We start from the raw sequence: 21,947 nt of genomic DNA, 5'->3' as shown, positions 1-21,947 counted from the left end.
TAGCGGCAGAATTGTCGCATGCGTACTCTGATGGCCGTCTGGCTCGCCGCTTGCTGTTTTCCGGCCTGGGCCGCGCACGGCTACGCGCTGTGGGGCGCGCTGAAGTACCCGCCAGGATTCGACCATTTCGCCTACGTCAACCCCGCCGCGCCCAAGGGCGGCGAGATCCGGCTGGTGAGCAACCTGCGCTACTCCAACTTCGACAAGTACAACCCCTTCACCATGAAGGGTAGCCCGCCGGCCTACCTGGCGGGCCTGATGTTCGACAGCCTGCTGACTGGCGCGCTGGACGAGGAGGGCGCCGGCTACGGCCTGTTGGCCGAAGACGTGAGCGTGGCGCCCGACGGCCTGTCGGCCACCTTCCAGCTGCGGCCCGAGGCGCGCTTTCACAACGGCGATCCCGTGCTGGCCCATGACGTGAAGCACAGCTACGACACGCTGGTCGGCCCCTACACCTCGCCGGGCTACAAGACGGCGCTGATCGACGTCGCCGGCGTGGATGTGCTGGACGCGCGCACCGTGCGCTACCGCTTCAAGAAGCCCAACCGCGAACTGCCGCTCACCGTCGGCGGCCTGCCAGTTTTCAGCCGCAAGTGGGGGCAGGGCAAGCCCTTCGACCAGGTGGTGACGGACGTGCCCATCGGCTCGGGGCCGTACCGCATCGGGCCGGTGAAGTTCGGCAAGGACATCACCTACCTGCGCGACGCGAATTACTGGGCGCGCGATCTGAACGTGCGCCGCGGCAGCGCCAACTTCGACCGCATCACCGTCAAGATCTACAAGGACGCCACTGCCCGGCTGGAGGCCCTGAAGGCGGGCGAGTTCGACCTGATGGCCTTTTATTCGGCCGGCGACTGGGCGCGGCGCGTGTACGGCAAGCGCTTCACTTCGGGCGAACTGGTCAAGGGCGAGTTCCAGCACAAGCTGCCCACCGGCTTCCAGAGCTACGTGCTCAACACGCGCCGCCCCCAGTTGGCGGACGTGCGCGTGCGCGAGGCGCTGGGCCTGGCGATCGACTTCGAGTGGATGGACCGGCAGATGTTCTACAACGCCTACAGCCGCGTGAAGGGCTTGTTCGGCAACACCGCCTGCGCCGCCACCGGCCTGCCCGACGCGGCGCAACTGGCGCTGCTGGAGCCATGGCGCGCCAGCCTGCCCGCCGCCACCTTCGGCCCCGCCTTCGCGCCGCCGCGCACCGACCAGCCGCGCGACCCCATCGTGGGCGGCCTGCGCGAGAACCTGCGCCAGGCCCAGGCGCTGCTCAAATCGGCCGGCTGGACGGTGCGGGACGGCGTGCTCAAGAACGCCCGCGGCGAGCCCTTCGTGCTGGAATACCTGGGCAGCAACGAAGGCGGCGCGCGCGTGGTCACGCCCTGGCAGCGCAACCTGGAGAAGCTGGGCGTGCAACTGGTCTTCCGCCCGGTCGATTTCGCGCTGTACCAGCAGCGGCTGCAGAAGTTCGAGTTCGACGTCACCACCATCAATTTTCCGGGCACCGCCAACCCCGGGCAGGACTACGCCGACCTGTTCGGCAGCCAAGCCGCCGACACCGAGGATTCGGGCAACCTCAGCGGCGTCAAGAGCCCGGCGGTGGACAGCCTCATCGCCCGCATGGTCGACTCCAAGGCCGAGCCCGATTACCGCGCCGCCTGCCGCGCGCTCGACCGCGTCATCAGCCACGGCCACTACCTGCTGCCCGAGTGGTATTCGGGTGTGCACCGCATGGCCTACAACGCGCGGCGGCTGGCGCGGCCGGCCGTGACGCCGCTGTACTACCAGGGCGAGACCTGGGCGGTGGACACGTGGTGGGCGCGGGGTCTTGAAGAGAAAATGGCTCTGACCAGCGTCAATGAATGATTGTTTGCTTTTAAAACAATAGCGAACACATGCTCACCTACATCCTCAAGCGCCTGCTGCTCATGTTGCCCACGCTGCTGGGCGTGCTGTTGCTGACCTTCGTGGTGATTCAGTTCGTGCCGGGCGGGCCGGTGGAGCAGTTCCTGGCCGAGGCCAAGGTCGGCGCCGGTGGCGGGGGCGTCGAGGGCGGCGGCCTGAGTTACCGCGGCGCGCAGGGCGTGGACCCCAAACGGTTGGCGCAGGTGAAGGCGCTGTACGGCTTCGACAAGCCGGCGCCCGAGCGCTTCTGGCAGATGCTGAAGCAGTTCGCCCGGTTCGATCTGGGCCGCAGCTTCTTCCAGAACAAGGACGTGTGGGAACTGGTGAAGGAGAAACTGCCGGTGTCCATCAGCCTGGGGTTGTGGACGTTTTTCATCAGCTACCTCATCAGCGTGCCGCTGGGCGTGGCCAAGGCGGTGCGGGCGGGCTCGCGCTTCGATTTCGTCACCACGCTGATCGTGCTGGTGGGCTACGCCATCCCGGGTTTCGTGCTGGGGGTGGCGCTGCTGGTCATCTTTGGCGGGCAGCTGCAGTGGTTTCCGCTGCGCGGGCTCACGTCGCCCAATTTCGACGAGCTGGGCTGGGGCGCCAAGGTGGTGGACTACCTGTGGCACATCACGCTGCCGGTGACGGCCATGGTGCTGGGCAGCTTCGCCGTGACGGCCATGCTGACCAAGAACAGCTTCCTGGAGGAAATCCGCAAGCAATACGTGCTGACGGCGCGCGCCAAGGGCCTGTCGGAGCGGCAGGTGCTGTGGAAGCACGTCTTCCGCAACGCGCTCATCCCCATCGTCACCGGTTTTCCGGCGGCGTTCATCGGCGCGTTCTTCACCGGCTCGCTGCTGATCGAGACGCTGTTCTCGCTTGACGGGCTGGGCCTGCTGAGCTACGAAAGCGTGATTCGGCGCGACTATCCCGTCGTGATGGGCACGCTGTTCTTGTTCACGCTGATCGGGCTGGTGACCAAGCTGGTCAGTGACCTGTGCTACGTGTGGGTGGACCCGCGCGTGAAATTTGACTGAGTTTGTCATACAATGCATGACAGTCTTGTTCCGAGGAGGCCATCCATGCGGGTCAACGCACGTTTCGAGGGTGAAGCCGAGCAGCAGCTCAACTACCTGGCCGAGGCCACCGGCCAGGGGGTGAGCGAGGTGCTGCGCACCAGCGTGCAGCACTACTACGACCAGATGCGGGCGCAGCGCAATGGCCTCGTGCATTTCGCGGCCTTCGTCGGCCGGGGCCGCAGCGGCCGCGGCGACGTGGCCGGCAGCTACAAGGCGCGCCTGGCCGAAGGCTGGGGCGCCAAGCACCAGGGCCGCGCCCCGGCCGTGCACGAGCCACCGCCGTCTTGCGCCGCCGGCACCAAGCCCGCCAAGGGCCGCGCGTGATCATCGCCGACGCCGGTTTCTTCTATGCCCTGGCGGACGCCGACGACGCCTGGCACACCCGCGCCACGCGGGCGCTGGCCACGCAGGGCGAGGGCTGGGTCACCACCTGGCCGGTGCTGACCGAGGCCACGCACCTGCTCACGCGCTGGATCGGTACCGACGCCGCGCACGCCCTGCTGCGCGACGTGGCCGCCGGCGGCATCGCCGTCTGGCAGTGGGATGCCCCGCAGACCGAGCGGCTGGCCTACCTCATGGAACGCTACGCCAGCCTGCCGATGGACCTGGCCGACGGCTCCCTGGTGCTGCTGGCCGAGCACCTGGGCCACGGCCGCATCCTCACCACCGACGAGCGCGACTTCGGCGCCTACCGCTTCAAGAGCCGCCAGCCCTTCGACAACCTGCTGGCGGACGGCAGGCATGGCTGAGGCGGCCCTTCCCCTGCCGACCATCGGCCAGCCGACCATCGGCCAGCCGGCCGTGCCGGCGCCCAGCCTCTCGCCCAGCCGCCGCGCCTGGCTGCGCTTCCGGCGCAACCGGCTGGGCTTCTGGAGCCTGGCGGTCTTCGTCGCCCTGGTGCTGCTCAGCCTGGGCGCGGAGCTGATCTCCAACGACAAGCCGCTGCTGCTGCGCTACGAGGGCAGGCTCTACCTCCCGCTGGCCCAGACCTATTCCGAGAAGACCTTCGGCGGCGACTTCGAGACCGAGACCGACTACCTCGACCCCTTCATCCGGCAGCGTCTCGCCCAGCCCGGCAACTGGGCCGTCTATCCGCCCAACCCCTACGGCGCCCGCACCATCAACTACTTCGCCAAGTCGCCCAACCCCGCGCCGCCCTCGGTGGACAACTGGTTGGGCACCGACGACCGCGGGCGCGACCTGCTGGCGCAGCTCGTCTATGGCTTTCGCGTCAGCGTGCTGTTCGCGCTGGCGCTCACGGCGGTGGGCGTGCTGCTGGGCGTGGCGGCGGGGGCGGTACAGGGCTTCTTCGGCGGCAAGGTTGACCTGGCGGGCCAGCGCTTCATCGAGATCTGGGGCGCCATGCCCGAGCTGTACCTGCTCATCATCTTCAGCGCCATCCTCTCGCCCAGCGTCGGGCTGCTGCTGGGGCTGCTCAGCCTGTTCGGCTGGATGGGGCTGTCGGACTACGTGCGCGCCGAATTCCTGCGCAACCGCCAGCTCGACTACGTGAAGGCCGCGCGCGCGCTGGGCGTGCCCCGCCGGCGCATCATCTGGCGCCACATCCTGCCCAACAGCATGACGCCGGTGGTCACCTTCCTGCCGTTCCGCATGAGCGCGGCCATCCTGGCGCTGACCTCGCTCGACTTCCTGGGCCTGGGCGTGCCGCCGGGCACCCCCAGCCTGGGCGAGCTGCTGGCGCAGGGCAAGAACAACATCGACGCGTGGTGGATCTCGCTGTCCACCTTCGCCGTCCTGGTCATTACGCTGCTGCTGCTCACCTTCATGGGCGATGCGCTGCGCGACGCGCTCGACCCGCGCCGGGCCGAATCATGAGTTTCAAGAAAAATCGGCCTAAAGCCCACGTGAATATTGCGCTAATAGCTATGTTTTTGATAGTAATCGAGCCATGAGCCAGCCGCTGCTCCAGGTGCGGGATCTGCACGTCGCCTTCGGCGCCAAGACGGTGGTGAAGGGCGTGGACCTCGACATCGCGCCGGGCGAGAAGCTGGCCCTGGTGGGCGAATCCGGCTCCGGCAAGACGGTGACCGCGCTGGCCCTGCTGCGCCTGCTGCACGGCGCCCGCGTCGAAGGCCGCGCGCTCTTCGACGACGGCCACCAGGTGCGCGACCTGCTGGCGCTGCCCGAGCGCGTGCTGCGCGGCCTGCGCGGCGACGACATCGCCATGATCTTTCAGGAGCCCATGACCGCGCTCAATCCGCTCATGAACGTGGGCGAGCAGATCGCCGAAGTTTTGCGGCTGAAACGGGCCCTGACCCGTACCCAGTCTGCGCAAGAAGCTATCGAATTATTAGCAAAGACGGGCATCCCCGAGCCCGCCCGCCGCGCCGGCGCCTACCCGCACCAGCTCAGCGGCGGGCAGCGCCAGCGCGCCATGATCGCCATGGCGCTGGCCTGCGCACCGAAGCTGCTGCTGGCCGACGAGCCCACCACCGCGCTCGACGTCAGCCTGCGCGGGCAGATCCTCGACCTGCTGGACGCGCTGCAGCGCGAGACCGGCATGGCCGTGCTCATGATCACGCACGACCTCAACCTCGTGCGCCGCTTCGCCGACCGCGTGGCCGTCATGCAGCACGGCCGGCTGGTGGAGCAGGGCGCCACCGCCCAGGTCTTCGCCGCGCCGCAGCACGCCTACACCCGGAAGCTCATGGCCAGCCGGCCCGAGCGTGACGTGGCCGAGCAGCCGCCCGAGCCCGGCGCCGCCCCCGTGCTGGCCGCGCGCGACCTGCGCGTGGCCTACTCCACGCCGCTGCCCGGCATCCGCGGCTGGTTCCGTCAGGGCGAGTTCGTCGCGCTGCAGGGCGCCAGCTTCGAGATCGCGCCCGGGCGCACGCTGGGCGTCATCGGCGAATCGGGCTCCGGTAAATCCACCTTGGCGCAGGCCGCGCTGGGCTTGCTGCCCTTCACGGGCGAGCTGCAGGTCGCCGGCCAGCCCTGGCGGCACCGGGCGGCGGCCGACCAGCCGCTGCGGCGCGTGGTGCAGGTGGTGTTCCAGGACCCGTTCTCGTCCCTCTCGCCGCGCATGACGGTGGAGGAGATCGTGGGCGAGGGCCTGCTGGTGCACGCGCCCGGCCTGCCCGCCGCGCAGCGCGCCCAGCGGGTGGCGCAGGCCCTGGCCGAGGTTGGGCTGGACGAGGCGCGGTTTCCCAACCTGCGGGCGCGCTACCCGCACGAATTCTCGGGCGGCCAGCGCCAGCGCATCGCCCTGGCCCGCGCCCTCATCGTCGAGCCCCAGGTGCTGGTGCTGGACGAGCCCACCAGCGCCCTCGACGTCACCATCCAGAAGCAGATCCTGGCGCTGCTTCAGCGGCTGCAGCGCGAGCGGGCCCTGAGCTACCTGCTGATCACCCACGACGTGGACGTGGTGCGCGCCATGGCGCACGAGGTCATCGTGCTGAAGGACGGCGAGGTGGTCGAGTCCGGCCCCGCGCGCGAGGTGCTGCACGCCGCCCGCCACCCCTACACGCGGCGTCTGCTGGCAGCGGCTTGACGCTGCGGATGCTTTGTATTTGATAGCTACTAGCGCAATGTGGACGCGGGAAGAAGCCGGATATCCTTCTGAAACCTCCCGTCAAGGCACCGCTGCCCCGGCCCACGGCCCAACGTCGGCGAAACGGGCGTTTCTGATGTAAAATCGCGCCAAATCAGACCAAGCGGGCGGGTAGTAACCGGCCCTTTTTTTTTGGCCGGGCGCATTTCAGGGTGTGCCGGGCCGGCTCTACTGGACCACGTGGCACTGCAGCAGACGATCGACGACACCGTGCGCGGACTCGGGCTTGAACTGGTGGAACTGGAACGTTCCGCCGGTGGCCTGCTGCGCGTGACCATCGATTTCCCGTGGTCGCCCGGCGACGCGGCCGAGCGCCCGGTCACTGTCGAGGACTGCGAGCGCGTCACGCGCCAGTTGCAGTATGTGCTCGAAGTCGAGGGCGTGGACTACCGCCGGCTGGAGGTGTCCTCGCCCGGCATCGACCGACCGCTGCGCCACGCGGTGGACTTCGAGCGCTTCGAGGGTGAGCTGGTGGACGTGACGCTGAAGGCGCCCATCGGCGCCGCCGCCGCGGGCCAGGTGCATGCCAGCCGCAAGAAGTTTCGCGGCGCGCTGCACAGGGTGCCCGAGGGCGGCTGGCAGATCGTCTGGCGCGACGAGCCGCCGGCCAAGCCCGGCCAGCGGGTGAGCGCCAAGCGCGCGCCGGCGCCGGAGCAGGCGCTGTCGTTCGAGCTGGATGAATTGCAATCGGCGCGGCTGGCGCCGGTGGTGGATTTCAAGGGCCGCGCGGCGGCCCCTGAAAAGCCGGATAGAACGGATTGAAACGGCAGGCTGGAAGCGCGCCAGGCGCTTTCATTTTGTGAGCATTGGAGCTGGTGGAATCATGAATCGCGAACTGTTGATGCTGGTCGAGGCGATCTCGCGCGAGAAGAACGTCGAGCACGACGTGGTGTTCGGCGCCGTCGAGGCCGCGCTGGCCCAGGCGGCCAGGAAGCTGTACGAGGGCGAGGTGGACCTGCGCGTGGCGGTCGATCGCGACACCGGCGCCTACGAGACCTTCCGCCGCTGGCACGTGGTACCCGACGAGGCCGGCCTGCAGCTGCCCGACCAGGAAATATTGCTGTTCGAAGCCAAGGAGCAGATCCCCGACATCGAGGTGGACGAGTACATCGAGGAGCCGGTGGATTCGGTGCCCATCGGCCGCATCGGTGCCATGGCGGCCAAGCAGGTCATCCTGCAGAAGATCCGCGACGCCGAGCGCGAGATGCTGCTCAACGATTTCATGAGCCGGGGCGAGAAGATCTTCACCGGCACCGTCAAGCGCATGGACAAGGGCGACATCCTGGTCGAGAGCGGACGCGTCGAGGGCCGCCTGCGCCGCGGCGAGATGATCCCCAAGGAGAACCTGCGCAACGGCGACCGCGTGCGCGCCATGATCATGGAGGTCGACCTGACCCTGCGCGGCGCGCCGATCCTGCTGTCGCGCGCGGCGCCCGAGTTCATGATCGAGCTGTTCCGTAACGAGGTGCCCGAGATCGAGCAGGGCCTGCTGGAGATCAAGAGCTGCGCGCGCGACCCGGGCAGCCGCGCCAAGATCGCCGTGCTCAGCCACGACAAGCGCGTGGACCCCATCGGCACCTGCGTCGGCGTGCGCGGCACCCGCGTGAACGCCGTCACCAACGAGCTGGCGGGCGAGCGCGTGGACATCGTGCTGTGGTCCGAGGACCCGGCGCAGTTCGTCATCGGCGCGCTGGCGCCGGCCAACGTGTCGTCCATCGTCGTGGACGAGGAAAAGCACGCCATGGACGTGGTGGTCGACGAGGAGAACCTGGCCATCGCCATCGGCCGCGGCGGCCAGAACGTGCGCCTTGCTTCCGAGCTGACCAGCTCGACGTGGACGAGGAGATCGCCAACATCCTGATCGAGGAAGGCTTCACCAACCTCGAGGAAGTGGCCTACGTGCCGATCCAGGAGATGCTGGACATCCAGAGCTTCGACGAGGACACCGTCAACGAGCTGCGCGCCCGCGCCAAGGACGCCATGCTCACCATGGAGATCGCGCGCGAGGAAAACGTGGAGGCCGTATCGCAGGATTTGCGCGACCTGGAGGGCCTGACGCCCGAGCTCATCGCCAAGCTGGCCGACGCCGGCGTGCGCGCCCGGGACGACCTGGCCGACCTGGCGGTCGACGAACTCACCGACATCACCGGGCAGTCCGAGGACGATGCCCGCGCCCTGATCCTGAAGGCGCGCGAACACTGGTTCGTGGATCAAGAGTAAGGGCATGGAGACAAGCACAGCATATGACGAACACCACCGTTGCCGAATTCGCGAACGAACTCAAACGCCCCACCGACGCGCTGCTGGAGCAGCTGCAGGCCGCTGGCGTGGCCAAGCAGTCGGCGTCCGACGCGCTGACCGACAGTGACAAGCAGAAGCTGCTGAGCTATCTGCAGGCCAGCCACGGCACCGCCTCGGCCGCGCGCAAGAAGATCACGCTGACCAAGAAATCCACCAGCGAGATCAAGCAGGCCGACGCCACGGGCAAGGCGCGCACCATCCAGGTGGAGGTGCGCAAGAAGCGCACCTTCATCAAGCGCGAGGACGAAGTCGCCCCCGCGCCAGCCCCGGCCGAGGCCGCGCCCGAAGCGCCGGCGCCAGTGGCGCCCATCATCGATGCCGCCGAGCAGGCGCGGCGCGAGGAAGAGGCCCGCCGCCAGGCCGAGCTGATGCGCCGCCAGGCGGAAGAGCAGGCCGAGAAGCGCCGCCAGCGCGAAGAGCAGGAACGCCTGGCCGCCGAGCGCGCCCGCGAGGCTGAGCTGGCTGCTGCTGCCGCCGCCGCCGCCGCGCCGGCACCTGTCCCCGAGGCCATGACCGAGGTGCCCGCCGCACCCGCGCCGATCCCTGTGGCCGAGCCGCCCAAGGCCGAGCAGGTCAAGACAGAGCCGGTCAAGGCAGAGGCGCCAGTTTCCGCTGCCGAGGGCGAGGCCGCCCGCGCTCGCGAGCAGGACGAGAAGCGCCGCAAGGCCCTGGCCGAGGCCGAGGCCATCCGCGCCATGATGAGCGCGCCGCGCAAGGTGCTGGTGGCCAAGAAGCCCGAGGAAATCAAGAAGCCCGACGACGCCAAGGCGGGCATCAAGGGCACGCTGCACAAGCCGGCGGGCGGCACCACCACCGCGGCCGCCAAGACCGCGACCCCCGGCGCCAACAAGGAAGTCAAGTCCGCCAAGCTGTCCTCCAGCTGGGCGGGCGACCCGGCCAAGAAGAAGGGCATCCCGACCCGTGGCGACAGCAGCGGCGGCGTCGGGCGCAACAACTGGCGCGGCGGCCCGCGCGGCCGGCGCGGCGAGCGCGACCGCGACGACCATGCCGCCGCCGCGGCGCCGGCGGAAAACCGCGTGGTCGAGGTGCACGTGCCCGAAACCATCACCGTGGCCGAGCTGGCGCACAAGATGTCCATCAAGGCCTCCGAGGTCATCAAGCAGTTGATGAAGCTGGGCCAGATGGTCACCATCAACCAGCCGCTGGACCAGGACACGGCCATGATCGTGGTCGAGGAACTGGGCCACAAGGCCGTGGTGGCGGCGCTGGACGACCCGGAAGCCTTCACCGAGGAAGAAGTGCAAGCGCAGACGGCCGAGTCGCTGCCGCGCGCGCCGGTCGTCACCGTCATGGGCCACGTGGACCACGGCAAGACCTCGCTGCTGGACTACATCCGCCGCGCCAAGGTGGCCTCCGGCGAGGCCGGCGGCATCACGCAGCACATCGGCGCCTACCACGTGGAGACGCCGCGCGGCGTGGTGTCCTTCCTGGACACGCCGGGCCACGAGGCCTTCACCGCCATGCGGGCGCGCGGCGCCCAGGCCACCGACATCGTGATCCTGGTGGTGGCGGCCGACGACGGCGTCATGCCACAGACCAAGGAGGCCGTCAAGCATGCCAAGGCGGCGGGCGTGCCCATCGTCGTGGCCATCAACAAGATGGACAAACCCGAGGCCAACCCCGAGCGCGTGAAGAGCGAGCTGGTGGCCGAGCAGGTGGTGCCCGAGGAGTTCGGCGGCGATTCGCCCTTCGTGCCCGTGTCGGCCAAGACCGGCCAGGGCATCGACGAGCTGCTCGAGCAGGTGCTGCTGCAGGCCGAGGTGCTGGAGCTGCGGGCGCCGGTCGAGGCCGCCGCCAAGGGCCTGGTCATCGAGGCCAGCCTGGACAAGGGCCGCGGCCCCGTGGCCACGGTGCTGGTGCAGTCCGGCACACTGAAGGTGGGCGACGTGGTGCTGGCGGGCCAGACCTCGGGCCGCGTGCGCGCCATGCTGGACGAGAACGGCCGCTCCACCAAATCGGCCGGCCCCTCGATCCCGGTGGAGATCCAGGGCCTGACCGAGGTGCCGCAGGCTGGCGACGACTTCATGGTGATGGTGGACGAGCGCCGCGCGCGAGAGATCGCCACCTACCGCGCTGGCAAGTTCCGCCACACCAAGCTGGCCAAGCAGCAGGCCGCCAAGCTGGAGAACATGTTCACCGACATGACGGCGGGCGAGGTCAAGCAACTGCCCATCATCATCAAGGCCGACGTGCAGGGCTCGCAGGAGGCGCTGGCGGCGTCGCTGCTCAAGCTCTCCACCGACGAGGTCAAGGTGCAGATGGTCTACACCGGCGTGGGCGGCATCAGCGAGAGCGACGTGAACCTGGCGATCGCCTCCAAGGCCATCATCATCGGCTTCAACACCCGCGCCGACGCCGGCGCGCGCAAGCTGGCCGAGAGCAACGGCGTGGACATCCACTACTACAGCATCATCTACGACGCCGTGGACGAGTTGAAGGTGGCCATGTCCGGCATGCTGGCGCCCGAGAAGCGCGAGGAAGTCATCGGCACGGCCGAGATCCGCACCGTGTTCGTGGCCTCCAAGATCGGCACCGTGGCCGGCTCGTATATCACCTCGGGTTCGGTCAACCGCAGCGCGCACTTCCGCCTGCTGCGCGACAACGTGGTCATCTACACCGGCGAGATCGACTCGATCAAGCGCCTCAAGGACGACGTGCGCGAAGTCAAGGAAGGCTTCGAGTGCGGCATCAAGCTGAAGAACTACAACGACATCAAGGAAGGCGACCAGCTCGAATTCTTCGAGATCAAGGAAATCGCCCGCACCTTGTGAGGTCGAGCGTTAAGCGTCGAGCGTTCTGCGTGAACATCCGGCTCGATGCAAGACGCGAAACGCGATAAAGAGAAGCAGCAAACCCAACCGTGGCTACCAGGTCGCCGACCAGATCCAGCGCGATCTGTCGGCCCTGATCGCGCGCGAGCTCAAGGATCCGCGCGTGGGCATGGTGACGCTGAACGCGGTCGAGGTCACGCCCGACTACGCGCACGCCAAGGTGTACTTCAGCCTGCTGCGGGGTGATCCGGAGGAAACCGCCGCTGGCCTGAACGCGGCCGCCGGCTTCCTGCGCAACGGCCTGTTCAAGCGCCTGCACATCCACACCGTGCCGACGCTGCACTTCATCTTCGACCGCACCACCGAGCGCGCGGCCGACATGAACGCGCTGATCGCCCGGGCCGTGGCCTCGCGCGCCAAGGAGGAGGGCGAACCTTGACCACGGCGCCGCGTGCACGGGTGCAGCGGCGCCCGGTGCATGGGGTGCTGCTGCTCGACAAACCGCTGGGCCTGTCCAGCAACCAGGCCTTGCAGAAGGCCAAGTGGTTGCTGCGCGCCGAGAAGGCCGGCCACACCGGCACGCTGGACCCGCTGGCCACCGGCGTGCTGCCGCTGTGCTTCGGCGCCGCCACCAAGTTCAGCGGCCTGCACCTCGATGCCGACAAGACGTACGAGGCGACGCTGCAACTGGGCGTGCGCACGGCCACCGGCGACGCCGAGGGGGAGGTGATCGAGCGCCGCCCCGTGCCCGCGCTGGTGGCGGCTGACCTGCAGGCCGTGCGCCAGCGCTTCGTAGGCCGCATCACCCAGGTGCCGCCCATGCACAGCGCGCTCAAGAAAGACGGCAAGGCGCTGTACGAGTACGCGCGCCAGGGCCTGGAGGTCGAGCGCGCTCCGCGCGAAGTCACCATTTTTGAACTGAATCTGGCTCCAGCCAGCGTGGAACATGCGCCGACAGCTATCAATATGCTAGTAACCTGCAGCAAGGGCACCTACATCCGCACGCTGGGCGAGGACATCGGCGCGGCGCTGGGCTGTGGTGGCCACCTCACGCGCCTGCGCCGTATGGCCACCGGGCCCTTTGGCGTCGCGCATTGCTGCTCGCTGGCGGAATTGGAAGCGATGGAGGAGTCCGCCCGGCTGGCGTGCCTGTTGCTGCCCGAGGCATTGCTGTCGGATCACACACCCATTGTGCTGGGCGGTGAGGATGCCGGCCGCTTTCTCAGCGGCATGCGGCGCCGGGGCAATTGGCTCGACGCCGAACGTGTGGCGGTGTTCGGCGACCAGCCGCGTGCCCTGCTGGGCACGGCGCATGTTCGGGCTGGGGAGCTCATCCCGGGCCGCCTGATGTCGCCGGTGGATCTCCGGCAGATGCTGGGCGCTTGCGCCGCATAAACCGATCACGCACCCCATGGCATCCATCGCGTCGCCGCAGCCCGCCCTGGTGCAGACCCTGGCGCAGGCCGCCCAGGCCTGGCAGCAGGGCCGCTTCGAGCATGTCGTGGCGTTGCTGGAGCCTTGGGACTGCGGGCCGCGCATGCACCCGCAGGTATTGCAGCTCATGGGCCTTGCGCGCATGCGCCTGGGGCAGCTCGAACTGGCCGAGGACTGCCAGCGGCGGCTGGTCGAGACCGCGCCGAGCGACGTGGGCGCCTGGATCAACCTGGCCAACACCCAGGCCGCCTTGGGACGCACGCCCCAGGCCCTGGACAGTCTGGCGCAGGCGCTGGCCTTGGACCCGCGCCAACCGGCGGTGTATTTCAACCGTGGCAACGTGCTCATGCAGCAGGGCGACCATGCGGCCGCCTGCGACAGCTTTCGCCGTGCGGGCGAGCTGGCGCCGGATCGCCCCGATCCGTTCTGCAACCAAGCGCTGGCGCTCAACGCACTGGCGCGCCACGACGAGGCGTTGCGCGTGCTGCAGAACGTGGTGGCGCGGCATCCTGGCCTGGCGGTGAGCTGGAACCTGTTGGGCATGACCTGGCACAAGCTGAAGGAGGCCGACCAGAACGCACTGGAGTGCTACCAGCGCGCCGTGCAATGCGATCCAGGCCTGGTGGACGCCCACATCAACGCCGCGCAGGTGCTGGTCCGCCTGCAGCGGCCGGACGAAGCCAGGGCAGCCGCCCTGCGCGCGGTGCGGCTGGATGGCCGCCATGCCGTGGCCGCGCGCACCCTGGGGGTGGTGCTGAGCATCGCCCAGGAGCGGCAGGAAGCGCGCGCGTGGCTCGAACGGGCGCATCAGCTCGACGCGCACGACCCGGTCGCGCTCAGCAATCTGCTCACCCTGGACACGGTCTGCTGTGACTGGAACGGGTGCGAGAGTCACCTGACGGCGCTGCGGGCGCTCTGGCAGCAGGGTCGCGTCGAGGGGCTGGAGTCCTGGCGGTTGCTGAGTCTTGCCGTGGACGGGCCGGAACTGCGCAAGCTTACCGAAATGGAATGCGCCCAGCGCTTCGGGCGCGTGCCGGCGAGCACCCCCGAGCGCTGGCGCGTGCACATCGGCGCGCCCCGGCCTGCTCGGCTGCGCATCGGCTACTTCTCCAGCGATTTCCACCACCACGCCACCAGCATCCTGATGGCCGGCATGTTCGAGCAGCACGACAAGTCGCGCTTCGAGACGGTGGCGTTCTGCTTCGGCCAGTATCCGGCCGGCCCGGACGATCCCATGCGCCAGCGGGTGCGCGCGGCCTTCGATCGCTTCGAGCTGGCGCGCGATCTGAGCGACACTGAGTTGGTGGCGCTGGCGCGGACGCTGGACATCCACATCGCGGTCGATCTCAAGGGGCACACCGCGGGCAACCGCCCGGGCATCTTCGCGCAGCGCGTGGCGCCCGTGCAGATGCACTACCTCGGCTACCCTGGCACGCTGGGCATGCCCGGTGCCATCGACTACCTCGTGGCCGACCGCGTCGTCGTGCCGCCCGAGCAGCGCGCGTTCTACAGCGAAAGCATCATCGAGCTGCCGGGCAGCTACCAGGTCAACGACCGCGCCCGCGCCATCGACGCGCACACGCCTTCGCGCGCCGAACTGGGCCTGCCGGCCGACGCGTTCGTGTTCTGCTGCTTCAACAACAACTACAAGATCACGCGCGAGGTGTTCGCGCTGTGGATGGAACTGCTGCGCCAGCGGCCCGGCAGCGTGCTCTGGCTGCTGGCCGACAACGCCGAGGTGACAGGTAACCTGCGCGCCGCCGCTGCCGGCCACGGCATCGATGCCGAGCGCCTGCTGTTCGCGCCGCGCGCGCCGCTGCCGCGGCACCTGGCGCGTCACGCTCAGGCCGATCTGTTCCTGGACACCTGGCCCTACAACGCCCACACCACCGCCAGCGACGCCCTGTGGGCTGGCCTGCCGGTGCTGACCTGCGCGGGCCAGACCTTCGCGTCGCGCGTGGCCGCCAGCCTGCTGCACGCCTGCGGCCTGCCGCAACTCGTCACGCACGATGCGCGCGCGTACCTGAGCCAGGCACTCGCGCTGTCGGCCGAGCCCGAACGGCTGCGGGCGCTGCGGCGCCAACTGGTGGACAACCGTCTCACGGTGCCACTTTTCGATACCGAGCGCTTCACCCGTCACATCGAGCGCGCCTACGACATGGCCTGGGCACGCTTCAGCCAAGGCCTGCCGCCGGACCACTTCGCGGTGCCGCCCCTGTCCTGATTTTTCATCTCCAAGCTCTTCGCACTTATGACCCGACAAATCCGCAACATCGCCATCATCGCCCACGTCGACCATGGCAAGACCACCATGGTGGACCAGCTCCTGCGCCAGTCCGGCACCTTCGCCGAGCACGAGAAGATGGTGGACACCGTGATGGACAACAACGCCATCGAGCGCGAGCGCGGCATCACCATCCTGGCCAAGAACTGCGCCGTCAGCTGGCAGGGCACGCACATCAACATCGTCGACACCCCCGGCCACGCCGACTTCGGCGGCGAGGTGGAGCGCGCCCTGTCGATGGTGGACGGCGTGCTGCTGCTCATCGACGCGCAGGAAGGCCCGATGCCGCAGACCCGCTTCGTCACCAAGAAGGCGCTGGCCCTGGGCCTCAAGCCCATCGTCGTGGTCAACAAGGTGGACAAGCCCGGCGCCAACTGCGACAAGGTCATCAACGCCGCGTTCGACCTGTTCGACAAGCTCGGCGCGACCGACGAGCAGCTCGACTTCCCGGTGGTCTACGCCTCGGGCATCAACGGCTGGAGCTCGCTGGAGGAGGGCGCGCAGGGCGAGCAGTGGGGCCCCGACATGTCGGCGCTGTTCGAGACCGTGCTCAAGCACGTGCCGCCGCACGAGGGCGACCCGGCCGCGCCGCTGCAATTGCAGATCTCGGCGCTGGACTTCTCCAGCTTCGTCGGCCGCATCGGCGTGGGCCGCATCAATGCCGGCACGCTCAAGCCCGGCATGGACGTGCTGGTGATGGAAGGGCCGGAGGGCAGCTCGTACAAGGGTCGCGTCAACCAGGTGCTGACCTTCCAGGGCCTGGACCGCGTACAGGCCGCCGAGGCTGGCCCTGGCGACATCGTGCTGATCAACGGCATCGCCGACATCGGCATCGGCGTGACGGTGACCGATCCGCAGCAGCCCGCGCCGCTGCCGATGCTGAAGATCGACGAGCCGACGCTGACGATCAACTTCTGCGTCAACACCAGCCCGCTGGCCGGCCGCGAGGGCAAGTTCGTCACCAGCCGCCAGATCTGGGACCGGCTGCAGAAGGAGCTGCAGTCCAACGTAGCGCTGCGCGTGAAGGAAACTGACGAAGACGGCATCTTCGAGGTGTCCGGCCGCGGCGAACTGCACCTGACCATCCTGCTGGAGAACATGCGCCGCGAAGGCTACGAGCTGGCCGTCTCCAAGCCGCGCGTGGTGCTGCGCGACATCGACGGCGAGCGCTGCGAGCCGATCGAACTGGTCACGGCCGACATCGAGGAAGGCCACCAGGGCGGCGTGATGCAGGCGCTGGGCGAGCGCAAGGGCGAGCTGGTCAACATGGAGCCGGACGGGCGCGGCCGCGTGCGCCTGGAGTACCGCATCCCGGCGCGGGGCCTGATCGGCTTCACCAACGAGTTCCTGAACCTGACGCGCGGCTCGGGCCTGATCAGCAACATCTTCGACGGCTACGAGCCGCACAAAGGCGAGATCGGCGGCCGCAAGAACGGCGTGCTGATCTCTATGGACGACGGCGAGATCTTCACCTACGCCCTGGGCAAGCTGGACGACCGCGGCCGCATGTTCGTGCGCGCCAACGATCCGGTGTACGAGGGCATGATCGTCGGCATCCACAGCCGCGACAACGACCTGGTGGTCAACGCCACGCGCACCAAGCAGCTCACCAATTTCCGCGTCAGTGGCAAGGAAGACGCGATCAAGGTCACCCCGCCGATCGAGCTGACGCTGGAGTACGGCGTGGAGTTCATCGAGGACGATGAACTGGTCGAGATCACGCCCAAGAGCATCCGCCTGCGCAAGCGCCACCTGAAGGAGCACGAGCGCAAGCGCGCCAGCCGCGAAGGCGCGTGAGCCCGCGCCCTGGCCGCGCTGTACGCTTCATCCGTTCCCCAACGACTTTTCGAGGAATCTTCGCCATGTTACGCAAGCTCTACTGGTCCGCCCGCTCCCTGTTCGCCTCGCCGCCGCCGGCCCAGCCGGAGTACTTCAGCCGCTTCGGCGGCCTGTGGACCGACCGGCGCGACGCCCTGGCCGTGCTCGACCGCAAGGCCGCCCAGGATCCGGCCGTCGCGGCGTTGCAGGGCAAGCTGAAGTTTTTCATCGAGAACGGCTACGTCATCCTCGAAGGCGCCGTGCCGCTGGACGCCATCGACGCCTACCGGGCCGAGCTGCAGGCCGCCTTCGAGGCCGACAACACGCCGCTGCTGGCCAGCGTGCCGGTGCAGGGCCCGCAGGACAAGGACGTGGTGCCGCTGGCCCAGGCCGACCTCGACGCGCCGCTGACCAAGGTGCTCGATACCTACGTGCACCTGCCCAGTGCGCTCAGGCTCTCGTTCGCCGACCCGCTGGTCAGGTTCCTGTCCACGGTGTTCGAGGACGGCATCCTCGCCTTTCAAGGCCTGCACTTCGAGCGCGGCTCCACCCAGGCCGTGCACCAGGACACCGCCTACGTGGTGCTGGAGAACCCCATGAGCCTGTGCGCCAGCTGGGTCGCACTGGAGGACGTGCAGCCCGGCTCCGGCGAGCTGATGTACTACGCCGGCAGCCATCGCCTGCCGGACTGGCTCTACAGCGGCGCCTTCAAGCACTACAACCACGAGCGCGACAAGCACGAGGAGCACATGGCGCACCTGAAGTCGCTGGTCGAGCGCTCCGGCGAGCGCGGCCTGCCGCTGCAGACCTTCCTGCCCAAGAAGGGCGACGCGCTCATCTGGTCGGCCGACCTGGCGCACGGCGGCTCGCAGATCGGCGACCCGTCGCTCACCCGCCGCAGCCTGGTGACGCACTACACCAGCGCCTCGACCAAGCCGTATTACTTCCGCTTCCTGCCCGCCGAGCGGCAGAAGGTGGTGCAGGTCAATCCGCAATGCGGCCACACCACGATGTACTACTGAGGGCCCGCAGGCCTCGGTGATGACGGCGTGGTCCCACGCCCGCGCCGCCTGGACCATGGTGCTGGTGACCCTGCTGTGGTCCACGGCCGGCGTGGTCACGCGCCAGCTCACGCACGCGCAGGGCTTCGAAGTGACCTTCTGGCGCAGCCTGTTCACGGTGCTGGCGCTGCTGGCCATCCTGCCCGCGTGGCAGGGGCTGGGCGTGTTCGCGCGCCTGCCGTGGCGGCGGCGCGCCTTCTGGCTGGCGGGGCTGTGCTGGGCGGTGATGTTCACCGCCTTCATGGTCGCGCTCACGCTCACCGGCGTGGCGCGCGTGCTCGTCACCATGGCCGTCGGCCCCTTGCTGACGGCGCTGCTGTCGCGCCTGGTCACGGGCCGGCGCCTGCCGCGCCGCACCTGGGCGGCCATCGGGGTGGCGGGCGCGGGCATGGCGTGGATGTTCACGGGGCAACTGGGCGCGGCCCAGGGTACCGACGCCTGGCTGGGCTCCATCGTCGTGCTGGGCGTGCCGGTGGCCGCCGCCACCCAGTGGACCATCGCGCAGCGCAGCCAGGCCCAGGGCGAGCCGGTGGACCTGGTGCCCGCGGTGCTGCTGGGCGCGGTCATCTCCACCCTGGCCATGGGGCCGCTGGCCTGGCCGTTCGCGGCCAGCGGGCGCGACCTGGCCTGGCTGGCCGCGCTGGGCGTCGGCCAACTGGCCGTGCCCTGCGTGCTGGCGGTGCTGTGCGCCCGCGTGCTGCCCGCGGCCGAGGTGTCGCTGCTGAGCCTGCTGGAAGTGGTGTTCGGCATTGCCCTGGTTTGGGTGATCGCCGGCGAGGCGCCGCGGCCCGAGGTGCTGGCGGGTGGCACGCTGGTCGTCGGCGCGCTGCTGGCCAACGAGCTGATGGGCTGGGCCGGGCAGCGCGGCACGGCGGGCATCGGCCCGGCCTGAGCCACCAGGTTTTGAATGAAATCGGCCGTTAGACCGCACGGGTATTGCGCCAAAAGCTATCATTTTTGATATGACCACCACCGACGCCATCCTCGCCGAGCGCACCCCGGGCGGCCTGGGTCTGATCACGCTCAACCGCCCGCAGGCGCTGAACGCGCTGTCGCTGGAGATGGTCCGCGCGCTCACCCACACCCTGCGCGCGTGGCGGCACGACGCGGCGGTGAAGGCCGTGGCCCTGCGCGGCATGGGCAAGGCGCCTGAGGGCTTCGCGCCCTTCGGCGCGTTCTGCGCCGGCGGTGACATCCGCTTCTTCCACCAGGCGGCGCTGGCGGGCGATGCGGCGCTGGGCGACTTCTTCACCGAGGAGTACACGCTCAACCACCTGATCCAGACCTATGGCAAGCCGCTCATCGCCTTCATCGACGGCATCGTCATGGGCGGCGGCATGGGCCTGTGCCAGGGGCCTTCGGCGCGGGAGGCGGGCGGCGCGGGCGGCCTTCTCCGCGTGGCGACCGAGCGCACGCGGATGGCCATGCCCGAGACGCGCATCGGCCTGTTCCCCGACGTGGGCGGCGGCTACTTCCTCGGCCGCGCGCCGGGCCGCCTGGGCGAATACCTGGCGCTGACGGGCCACGTGCTCACCGGCGCCGAGGCCGTGGCCGCCACGCTCGCCGACGGCCGCGTGCCCTCGGCGCAACTGCCCGGGCTGTGGGCGCACCTGGCCGGCACGGCGTGGGACGGCGGGCTGGCCGCGCAGCATTGGGTGGCGGCGCGGTTCGAAGCCGGGGGCGCCGGCGAGATCGCCCACCGGGACGAGATCGACCGCGTCTTCGGCCTGCCCACGGTCGGTGCCATCGTCGCCGCGCTGGAGCAGGCCGACGGCGCCTGGGCGCAGGGCACGGCGCAGGCGCTGCGCACGCGCTCGCCGCTGATGCTGCACGTGGCGCTGGAGCAGGTGCGCCGCGCGCGCGGCATGGCGCTGGCCGACGAACTGCGCATGGAGCGCGGGCTGGTGCACCAGTGCTTTCACCTGCGCCCCGGGCCGCTGAGCGAGACGGTGGAGGGCATCCGCGCCCTGGCCGTGGACAAGGACCACGCCCCGCGCTGGCAGCCCGCGCGCATCAAGGACGTCACGCCCGGAATGGTGGCGCCGTTCTTCGACAGCCCCTGGCCGGCGCATCGGCATCCGCTGGCCGCGCTGTGAGAGATTTCAAGCCAAATCTGGCTTTAGCCAGCGTGGATATTGCGCCACTAGCTATGAATAGATGAGCAACAAAAAAGCCGTGGCAAGCCACGGCTTTGGGTGGTGGTGACCGGGGCTTCAGGGCTTGGCCACGTTCCACACGCCGCCCATGCCCTGGCCCATCTTGTCGCCCGGCTTGGTGTCCTTGATGAAGTAGTACAGCGGCATGCCCCTGAAGGCCCACTGCTTGCTGCCGTCGGCGCGCGTGATGATGGTGTAGTCGCCCCTCGGCTGCGCCGCAGCGGCCACGCCCAGCGGCGGCCAGTTGGTGGCGCAGGTCTCGACGCAGACCGACTTGCCGCTGCCCGCCACGTCGCGGCTGAAGGTGTACAGCGTGCGGCCGTCGGGGCCGATCAACGTGCCATCGGCCGCCTGCGTGGGCGTGCTGGGCATGGCGGCCGAGGTGCGGGACGTGCCGGTGGTGCCACAGGCGGCCAGCAGGGCGGCGGTGGCGACGGCGGTGATCAGGGCTTTCATGGCGAGGCTCCTCTTGCGGTGTGGAAACCGCGCCAGTGTAGTCCCGCCGCGACTCCCGCGGTGTCGGACGGCAGGCCGTGTGGCGGGGCGGCTCAGCGGTGGCGCTCTTTCATGGCGCGCTCCACCTCGCGCTTGCCCTCGCGCTCCTTGATGGTGTCGCGCTTGTCGTGCGTGGCCTTGCCCTTGGCCAGGGCGATCTCGCACTTCACGCGGCCGTTCTTCCAGTGCAGATTGATGGGCACCAGGGTGTAGCCCTTCTGCTCGACCTTGCCGATCAGGCGCTGGATCTCCTCCTTGTGCATCAGCAGCTTCTTGGTGCGCACCGAATCGGGCCGCACGTGGGTGCTGGCCGTGCCCAGCGGATTGATCTGGCAGCCGATGACGAACAGCTCGCCGTTGCGGATCACCACGTAGCCGTCGGTCAGTTGCGCCTTGCCGGCGCGCAGCGCCTTCACTTCCCAGCCTTCCAGCACCATGCCGGCCTCGAAGCGTTCCTCGAAGAAGTAGTTGAACGCGGCCTTCTTGTTCTCGGCGATGACCGGGTTGGGCGACTTGGGTTTCTTGGTGGCCATCTGGGCAATATGAGGCGCCAGCGACGCCTTGCAAGCGCGGCGGCCGGGAGGCGGCGCCTAGAATCACGGGCAAACGTGCATTCTATGAAATCCGTCCACAAGTCCGTCCTCATCTGGTACAGCGCCCAGGAGATGTTCGACCTGGTGACCGACGTGCCGCGCTACCCCCAGTTCCTGCCCTGGTGCGACCATGCGACGGTGCTGGCGGAAACCACGACGGGGATGACGGCCGAGGTGGGCATCGCCTTCAAGGGCGTCAGGCAGAGCTTCACCACCCGCAACGAGCACGTGCCGGGGCGCGAGGTGCGCCTGCACCTGGTGAAGGGCCCCTTCTCCCGCCTGGAGGGCGTGTGGACCTTTACCCCCGTGGGCAGCGAGGGGCAGCGCGCCTGCCGGGTCGACCTGAAGATGAGCTACGGCTTTGCCAATCCGGTGCTCGCCGCGCTGGTCGGGCCGGTGTTCGACCGCATCGCCGGCAGCCTGGTGGACGCCTTCGTCAAGCGCGCCGAGCAGGTGTACGGCGCGGCGGCGGCGTGATGGCC

General features: G+C 69.0%; 18 protein-coding genes and 1 pseudogene. 17 read left to right on the top strand and 2 right to left on the bottom strand.

The features are described from left to right. Positions 1 to 18 precede the first annotated feature (18 nt). The 16 genes and pseudogenes from IPG65_RS17165 to IPG65_RS17090 all read left to right on the top strand — a co-directional run bounded on the left by IPG65_RS17165 (position 19) and on the right by IPG65_RS17090 (position 20,317). A complete protein-coding gene (locus IPG65_RS17165) occupies positions 19 to 1,857 on the top strand; it encodes an extracellular solute-binding protein (RefSeq protein ID WP_293192155.1) in 1,839 nt (612 codons plus the stop codon). 29 nt (positions 1,858 to 1,886) lie between these two features. Further along, complete coding sequence (locus tag IPG65_RS17160) at positions 1,887 to 2,918, top strand: microcin C ABC transporter permease YejB (protein WP_293192153.1); 1,032 nt, start codon at positions 1,887 to 1,889, stop codon at positions 2,916 to 2,918. A gap of 45 nt (positions 2,919 to 2,963) precedes the next feature. Then, a complete protein-coding gene (locus IPG65_RS17155) occupies positions 2,964 to 3,284 on the top strand; it encodes a hypothetical protein (RefSeq protein ID WP_293192151.1) in 321 nt (106 codons plus the stop codon). Continuing rightward, on the top strand, positions 3,281 to 3,709 hold the full coding sequence (locus tag IPG65_RS17150) for a type II toxin-antitoxin system VapC family toxin (protein WP_293192149.1): 429 nt from the start codon (positions 3,281 to 3,283) through the stop codon (positions 3,707 to 3,709). Before IPG65_RS17155 ends, IPG65_RS17150 begins: the two co-directional genes overlap by 4 nt. Next, entirely contained in the window at positions 3,702 to 4,796 is a 1,095-nt protein-coding gene (locus IPG65_RS17145) for an ABC transporter permease (protein WP_293192146.1), read from the top strand. Before IPG65_RS17150 ends, IPG65_RS17145 begins: the two co-directional genes overlap by 8 nt. A 73-nt stretch (positions 4,797 to 4,869) precedes the next feature. Then, positions 4,870 to 6,471 carry an ABC transporter ATP-binding protein gene (locus IPG65_RS17140; RefSeq protein ID WP_293192143.1) on the top strand — a complete coding sequence of 534 codons (1,602 nt, stop codon included), beginning with the start codon at positions 4,870 to 4,872 and terminating at the stop codon, positions 6,469 to 6,471. Positions 6,472 to 6,711: 240 nt separating this feature from the next. Then, positions 6,712 to 7,293, top strand: a complete 582-nt coding sequence (gene rimP, locus IPG65_RS17135; RefSeq protein WP_293192141.1) for a ribosome maturation factor RimP — start codon at positions 6,712 to 6,714, stop codon at positions 7,291 to 7,293. Between the two features lie 61 nt (positions 7,294 to 7,354). Continuing rightward, a pseudogene (gene nusA, locus IPG65_RS17130) lies at positions 7,355 to 8,751 on the top strand (transcription termination factor NusA). 23 nt (positions 8,752 to 8,774) lie between these two features. Next, the gene (gene infB, locus IPG65_RS17125) at positions 8,775 to 11,624 is read left to right on the top strand and encodes a translation initiation factor IF-2 (protein WP_293192138.1); all 2,850 of its coding nucleotides are present in this window, start codon (positions 8,775 to 8,777) and stop codon (positions 11,622 to 11,624) included. 64 nt (positions 11,625 to 11,688) lie between these two features. Then, on the top strand, positions 11,689 to 12,063 hold the full coding sequence (gene rbfA / locus IPG65_RS17120; protein WP_293193050.1) for a 30S ribosome-binding factor RbfA: 375 nt from the start codon (positions 11,689 to 11,691) through the stop codon (positions 12,061 to 12,063). Next, positions 12,060 to 13,019 (top strand): tRNA pseudouridine(55) synthase TruB, encoded by a 960-nt coding sequence (gene truB / locus IPG65_RS17115; RefSeq protein WP_293192136.1) that lies wholly within the window; start codon positions 12,060 to 12,062, stop codon positions 13,017 to 13,019. The genes rbfA and truB overlap by 4 nt, the downstream gene beginning before the upstream one ends. A 16-nt stretch (positions 13,020 to 13,035) precedes the next feature. Further along, positions 13,036 to 15,282 carry a tetratricopeptide repeat protein gene (locus IPG65_RS17110; protein WP_293192134.1) on the top strand — a complete coding sequence of 749 codons (2,247 nt, stop codon included), beginning with the start codon at positions 13,036 to 13,038 and terminating at the stop codon, positions 15,280 to 15,282. Between the two features lie 27 nt (positions 15,283 to 15,309). Beyond that, entirely contained in the window at positions 15,310 to 17,139 is a 1,830-nt protein-coding gene (gene typA, locus IPG65_RS17105) for a translational GTPase TypA (protein ID WP_293192132.1), read from the top strand. Positions 17,140 to 17,204: 65 nt separating this feature from the next. Continuing rightward, on the top strand, positions 17,205 to 18,182 hold the full coding sequence (locus IPG65_RS17100) for a phytanoyl-CoA dioxygenase family protein (protein ID WP_293192130.1): 978 nt from the start codon (positions 17,205 to 17,207) through the stop codon (positions 18,180 to 18,182). Positions 18,183 to 18,201: 19 nt separating this feature from the next. After that, on the top strand, positions 18,202 to 19,113 hold the full coding sequence (locus IPG65_RS17095; RefSeq protein WP_293192127.1) for a DMT family transporter: 912 nt from the start codon (positions 18,202 to 18,204) through the stop codon (positions 19,111 to 19,113). Between the two features lie 70 nt (positions 19,114 to 19,183). Next, positions 19,184 to 20,317 carry an enoyl-CoA hydratase/isomerase family protein gene (locus tag IPG65_RS17090; RefSeq protein WP_293192124.1) on the top strand — a complete coding sequence of 378 codons (1,134 nt, stop codon included), beginning with the start codon at positions 19,184 to 19,186 and terminating at the stop codon, positions 20,315 to 20,317. A gap of 117 nt (positions 20,318 to 20,434) precedes the next feature. On the opposite strand, the gene IPG65_RS17085 is transcribed toward IPG65_RS17090, so the two are convergent. Beyond that, positions 20,435 to 20,833 carry an ATP-binding protein gene (locus IPG65_RS17085; protein ID WP_293192122.1) on the bottom strand — a complete coding sequence of 133 codons (399 nt, stop codon included), beginning with the start codon at positions 20,831 to 20,833 and terminating at the stop codon, positions 20,435 to 20,437. A gap of 92 nt (positions 20,834 to 20,925) precedes the next feature. Beyond that, positions 20,926 to 21,405, bottom strand: coding sequence for an SsrA-binding protein SmpB (gene smpB, locus IPG65_RS17080; RefSeq protein ID WP_293192120.1), 480 nt, complete (start codon positions 21,403 to 21,405; stop codon positions 20,926 to 20,928). An 84-nt stretch (positions 21,406 to 21,489) separates the two neighbouring features. Here smpB and IPG65_RS17075 point away from each other — a divergent pair, with 84 nt between their 5' ends. Continuing rightward, the gene (locus tag IPG65_RS17075; protein ID WP_293192118.1) at positions 21,490 to 21,942 is read left to right on the top strand and encodes a type II toxin-antitoxin system RatA family toxin; all 453 of its coding nucleotides are present in this window, start codon (positions 21,490 to 21,492) and stop codon (positions 21,940 to 21,942) included. Positions 21,943 to 21,947: the final 5 nt, after the last annotated feature.

Origin of the sequence: Ottowia sp., from assembly GCF_016703145.1 — a bacterium.
In the GTDB taxonomy this organism is placed as follows: Bacteria; Pseudomonadota; Gammaproteobacteria; order Burkholderiales; family Burkholderiaceae_C; genus Ottowia.
This window is presented reverse-complemented; position numbering and strand designations above follow the sequence as displayed.

What these genes read in the sequence shown, in the direction of transcription:
- IPG65_RS17165 (WP_293192155.1), top strand. Translation starts at nt 19, where the DNA reads ATGCGTACTCTGATGGCCGTCTGGCTCGCCGCTTGCTGTTTTCCGGCC.
- IPG65_RS17160 (WP_293192153.1), top strand. Translation starts at nt 1,887, where the DNA reads ATGCTCACCTACATCCTCAAGCGCCTGCTGCTCATGTTGCCCACGCTG.
- IPG65_RS17155 (WP_293192151.1), top strand. Translation starts at nt 2,964, where the DNA reads ATGCGGGTCAACGCACGTTTCGAGGGTGAAGCCGAGCAGCAGCTCAAC.
- IPG65_RS17145 (WP_293192146.1), top strand. Translation starts at nt 3,702, where the DNA reads ATGGCTGAGGCGGCCCTTCCCCTGCCGACCATCGGCCAGCCGACCATC.
- IPG65_RS17140 (WP_293192143.1), top strand. Translation starts at nt 4,870, where the DNA reads ATGAGCCAGCCGCTGCTCCAGGTGCGGGATCTGCACGTCGCCTTCGGC.
- infB (WP_293192138.1), top strand. Translation starts at nt 8,775, where the DNA reads ATGACGAACACCACCGTTGCCGAATTCGCGAACGAACTCAAACGCCCC.
- IPG65_RS17110 (WP_293192134.1), top strand. Translation starts at nt 13,036, where the DNA reads ATGGCATCCATCGCGTCGCCGCAGCCCGCCCTGGTGCAGACCCTGGCG.
- typA (WP_293192132.1), top strand. Translation starts at nt 15,310, where the DNA reads ATGACCCGACAAATCCGCAACATCGCCATCATCGCCCACGTCGACCAT.
- IPG65_RS17100 (WP_293192130.1), top strand. Translation starts at nt 17,205, where the DNA reads ATGTTACGCAAGCTCTACTGGTCCGCCCGCTCCCTGTTCGCCTCGCCG.
- IPG65_RS17095 (WP_293192127.1), top strand. Translation starts at nt 18,202, where the DNA reads ATGACGGCGTGGTCCCACGCCCGCGCCGCCTGGACCATGGTGCTGGTG.
- IPG65_RS17090 (WP_293192124.1), top strand. Translation starts at nt 19,184, where the DNA reads ATGACCACCACCGACGCCATCCTCGCCGAGCGCACCCCGGGCGGCCTG.
- IPG65_RS17085 (WP_293192122.1), bottom strand. Translation starts at nt 20,833, where the DNA reads ATGAAAGCCCTGATCACCGCCGTCGCCACCGCCGCCCTGCTGGCCGCC.
- smpB (WP_293192120.1), bottom strand. Translation starts at nt 21,405, where the DNA reads ATGGCCACCAAGAAACCCAAGTCGCCCAACCCGGTCATCGCCGAGAAC.
- IPG65_RS17075 (WP_293192118.1), top strand. Translation starts at nt 21,490, where the DNA reads ATGAAATCCGTCCACAAGTCCGTCCTCATCTGGTACAGCGCCCAGGAG.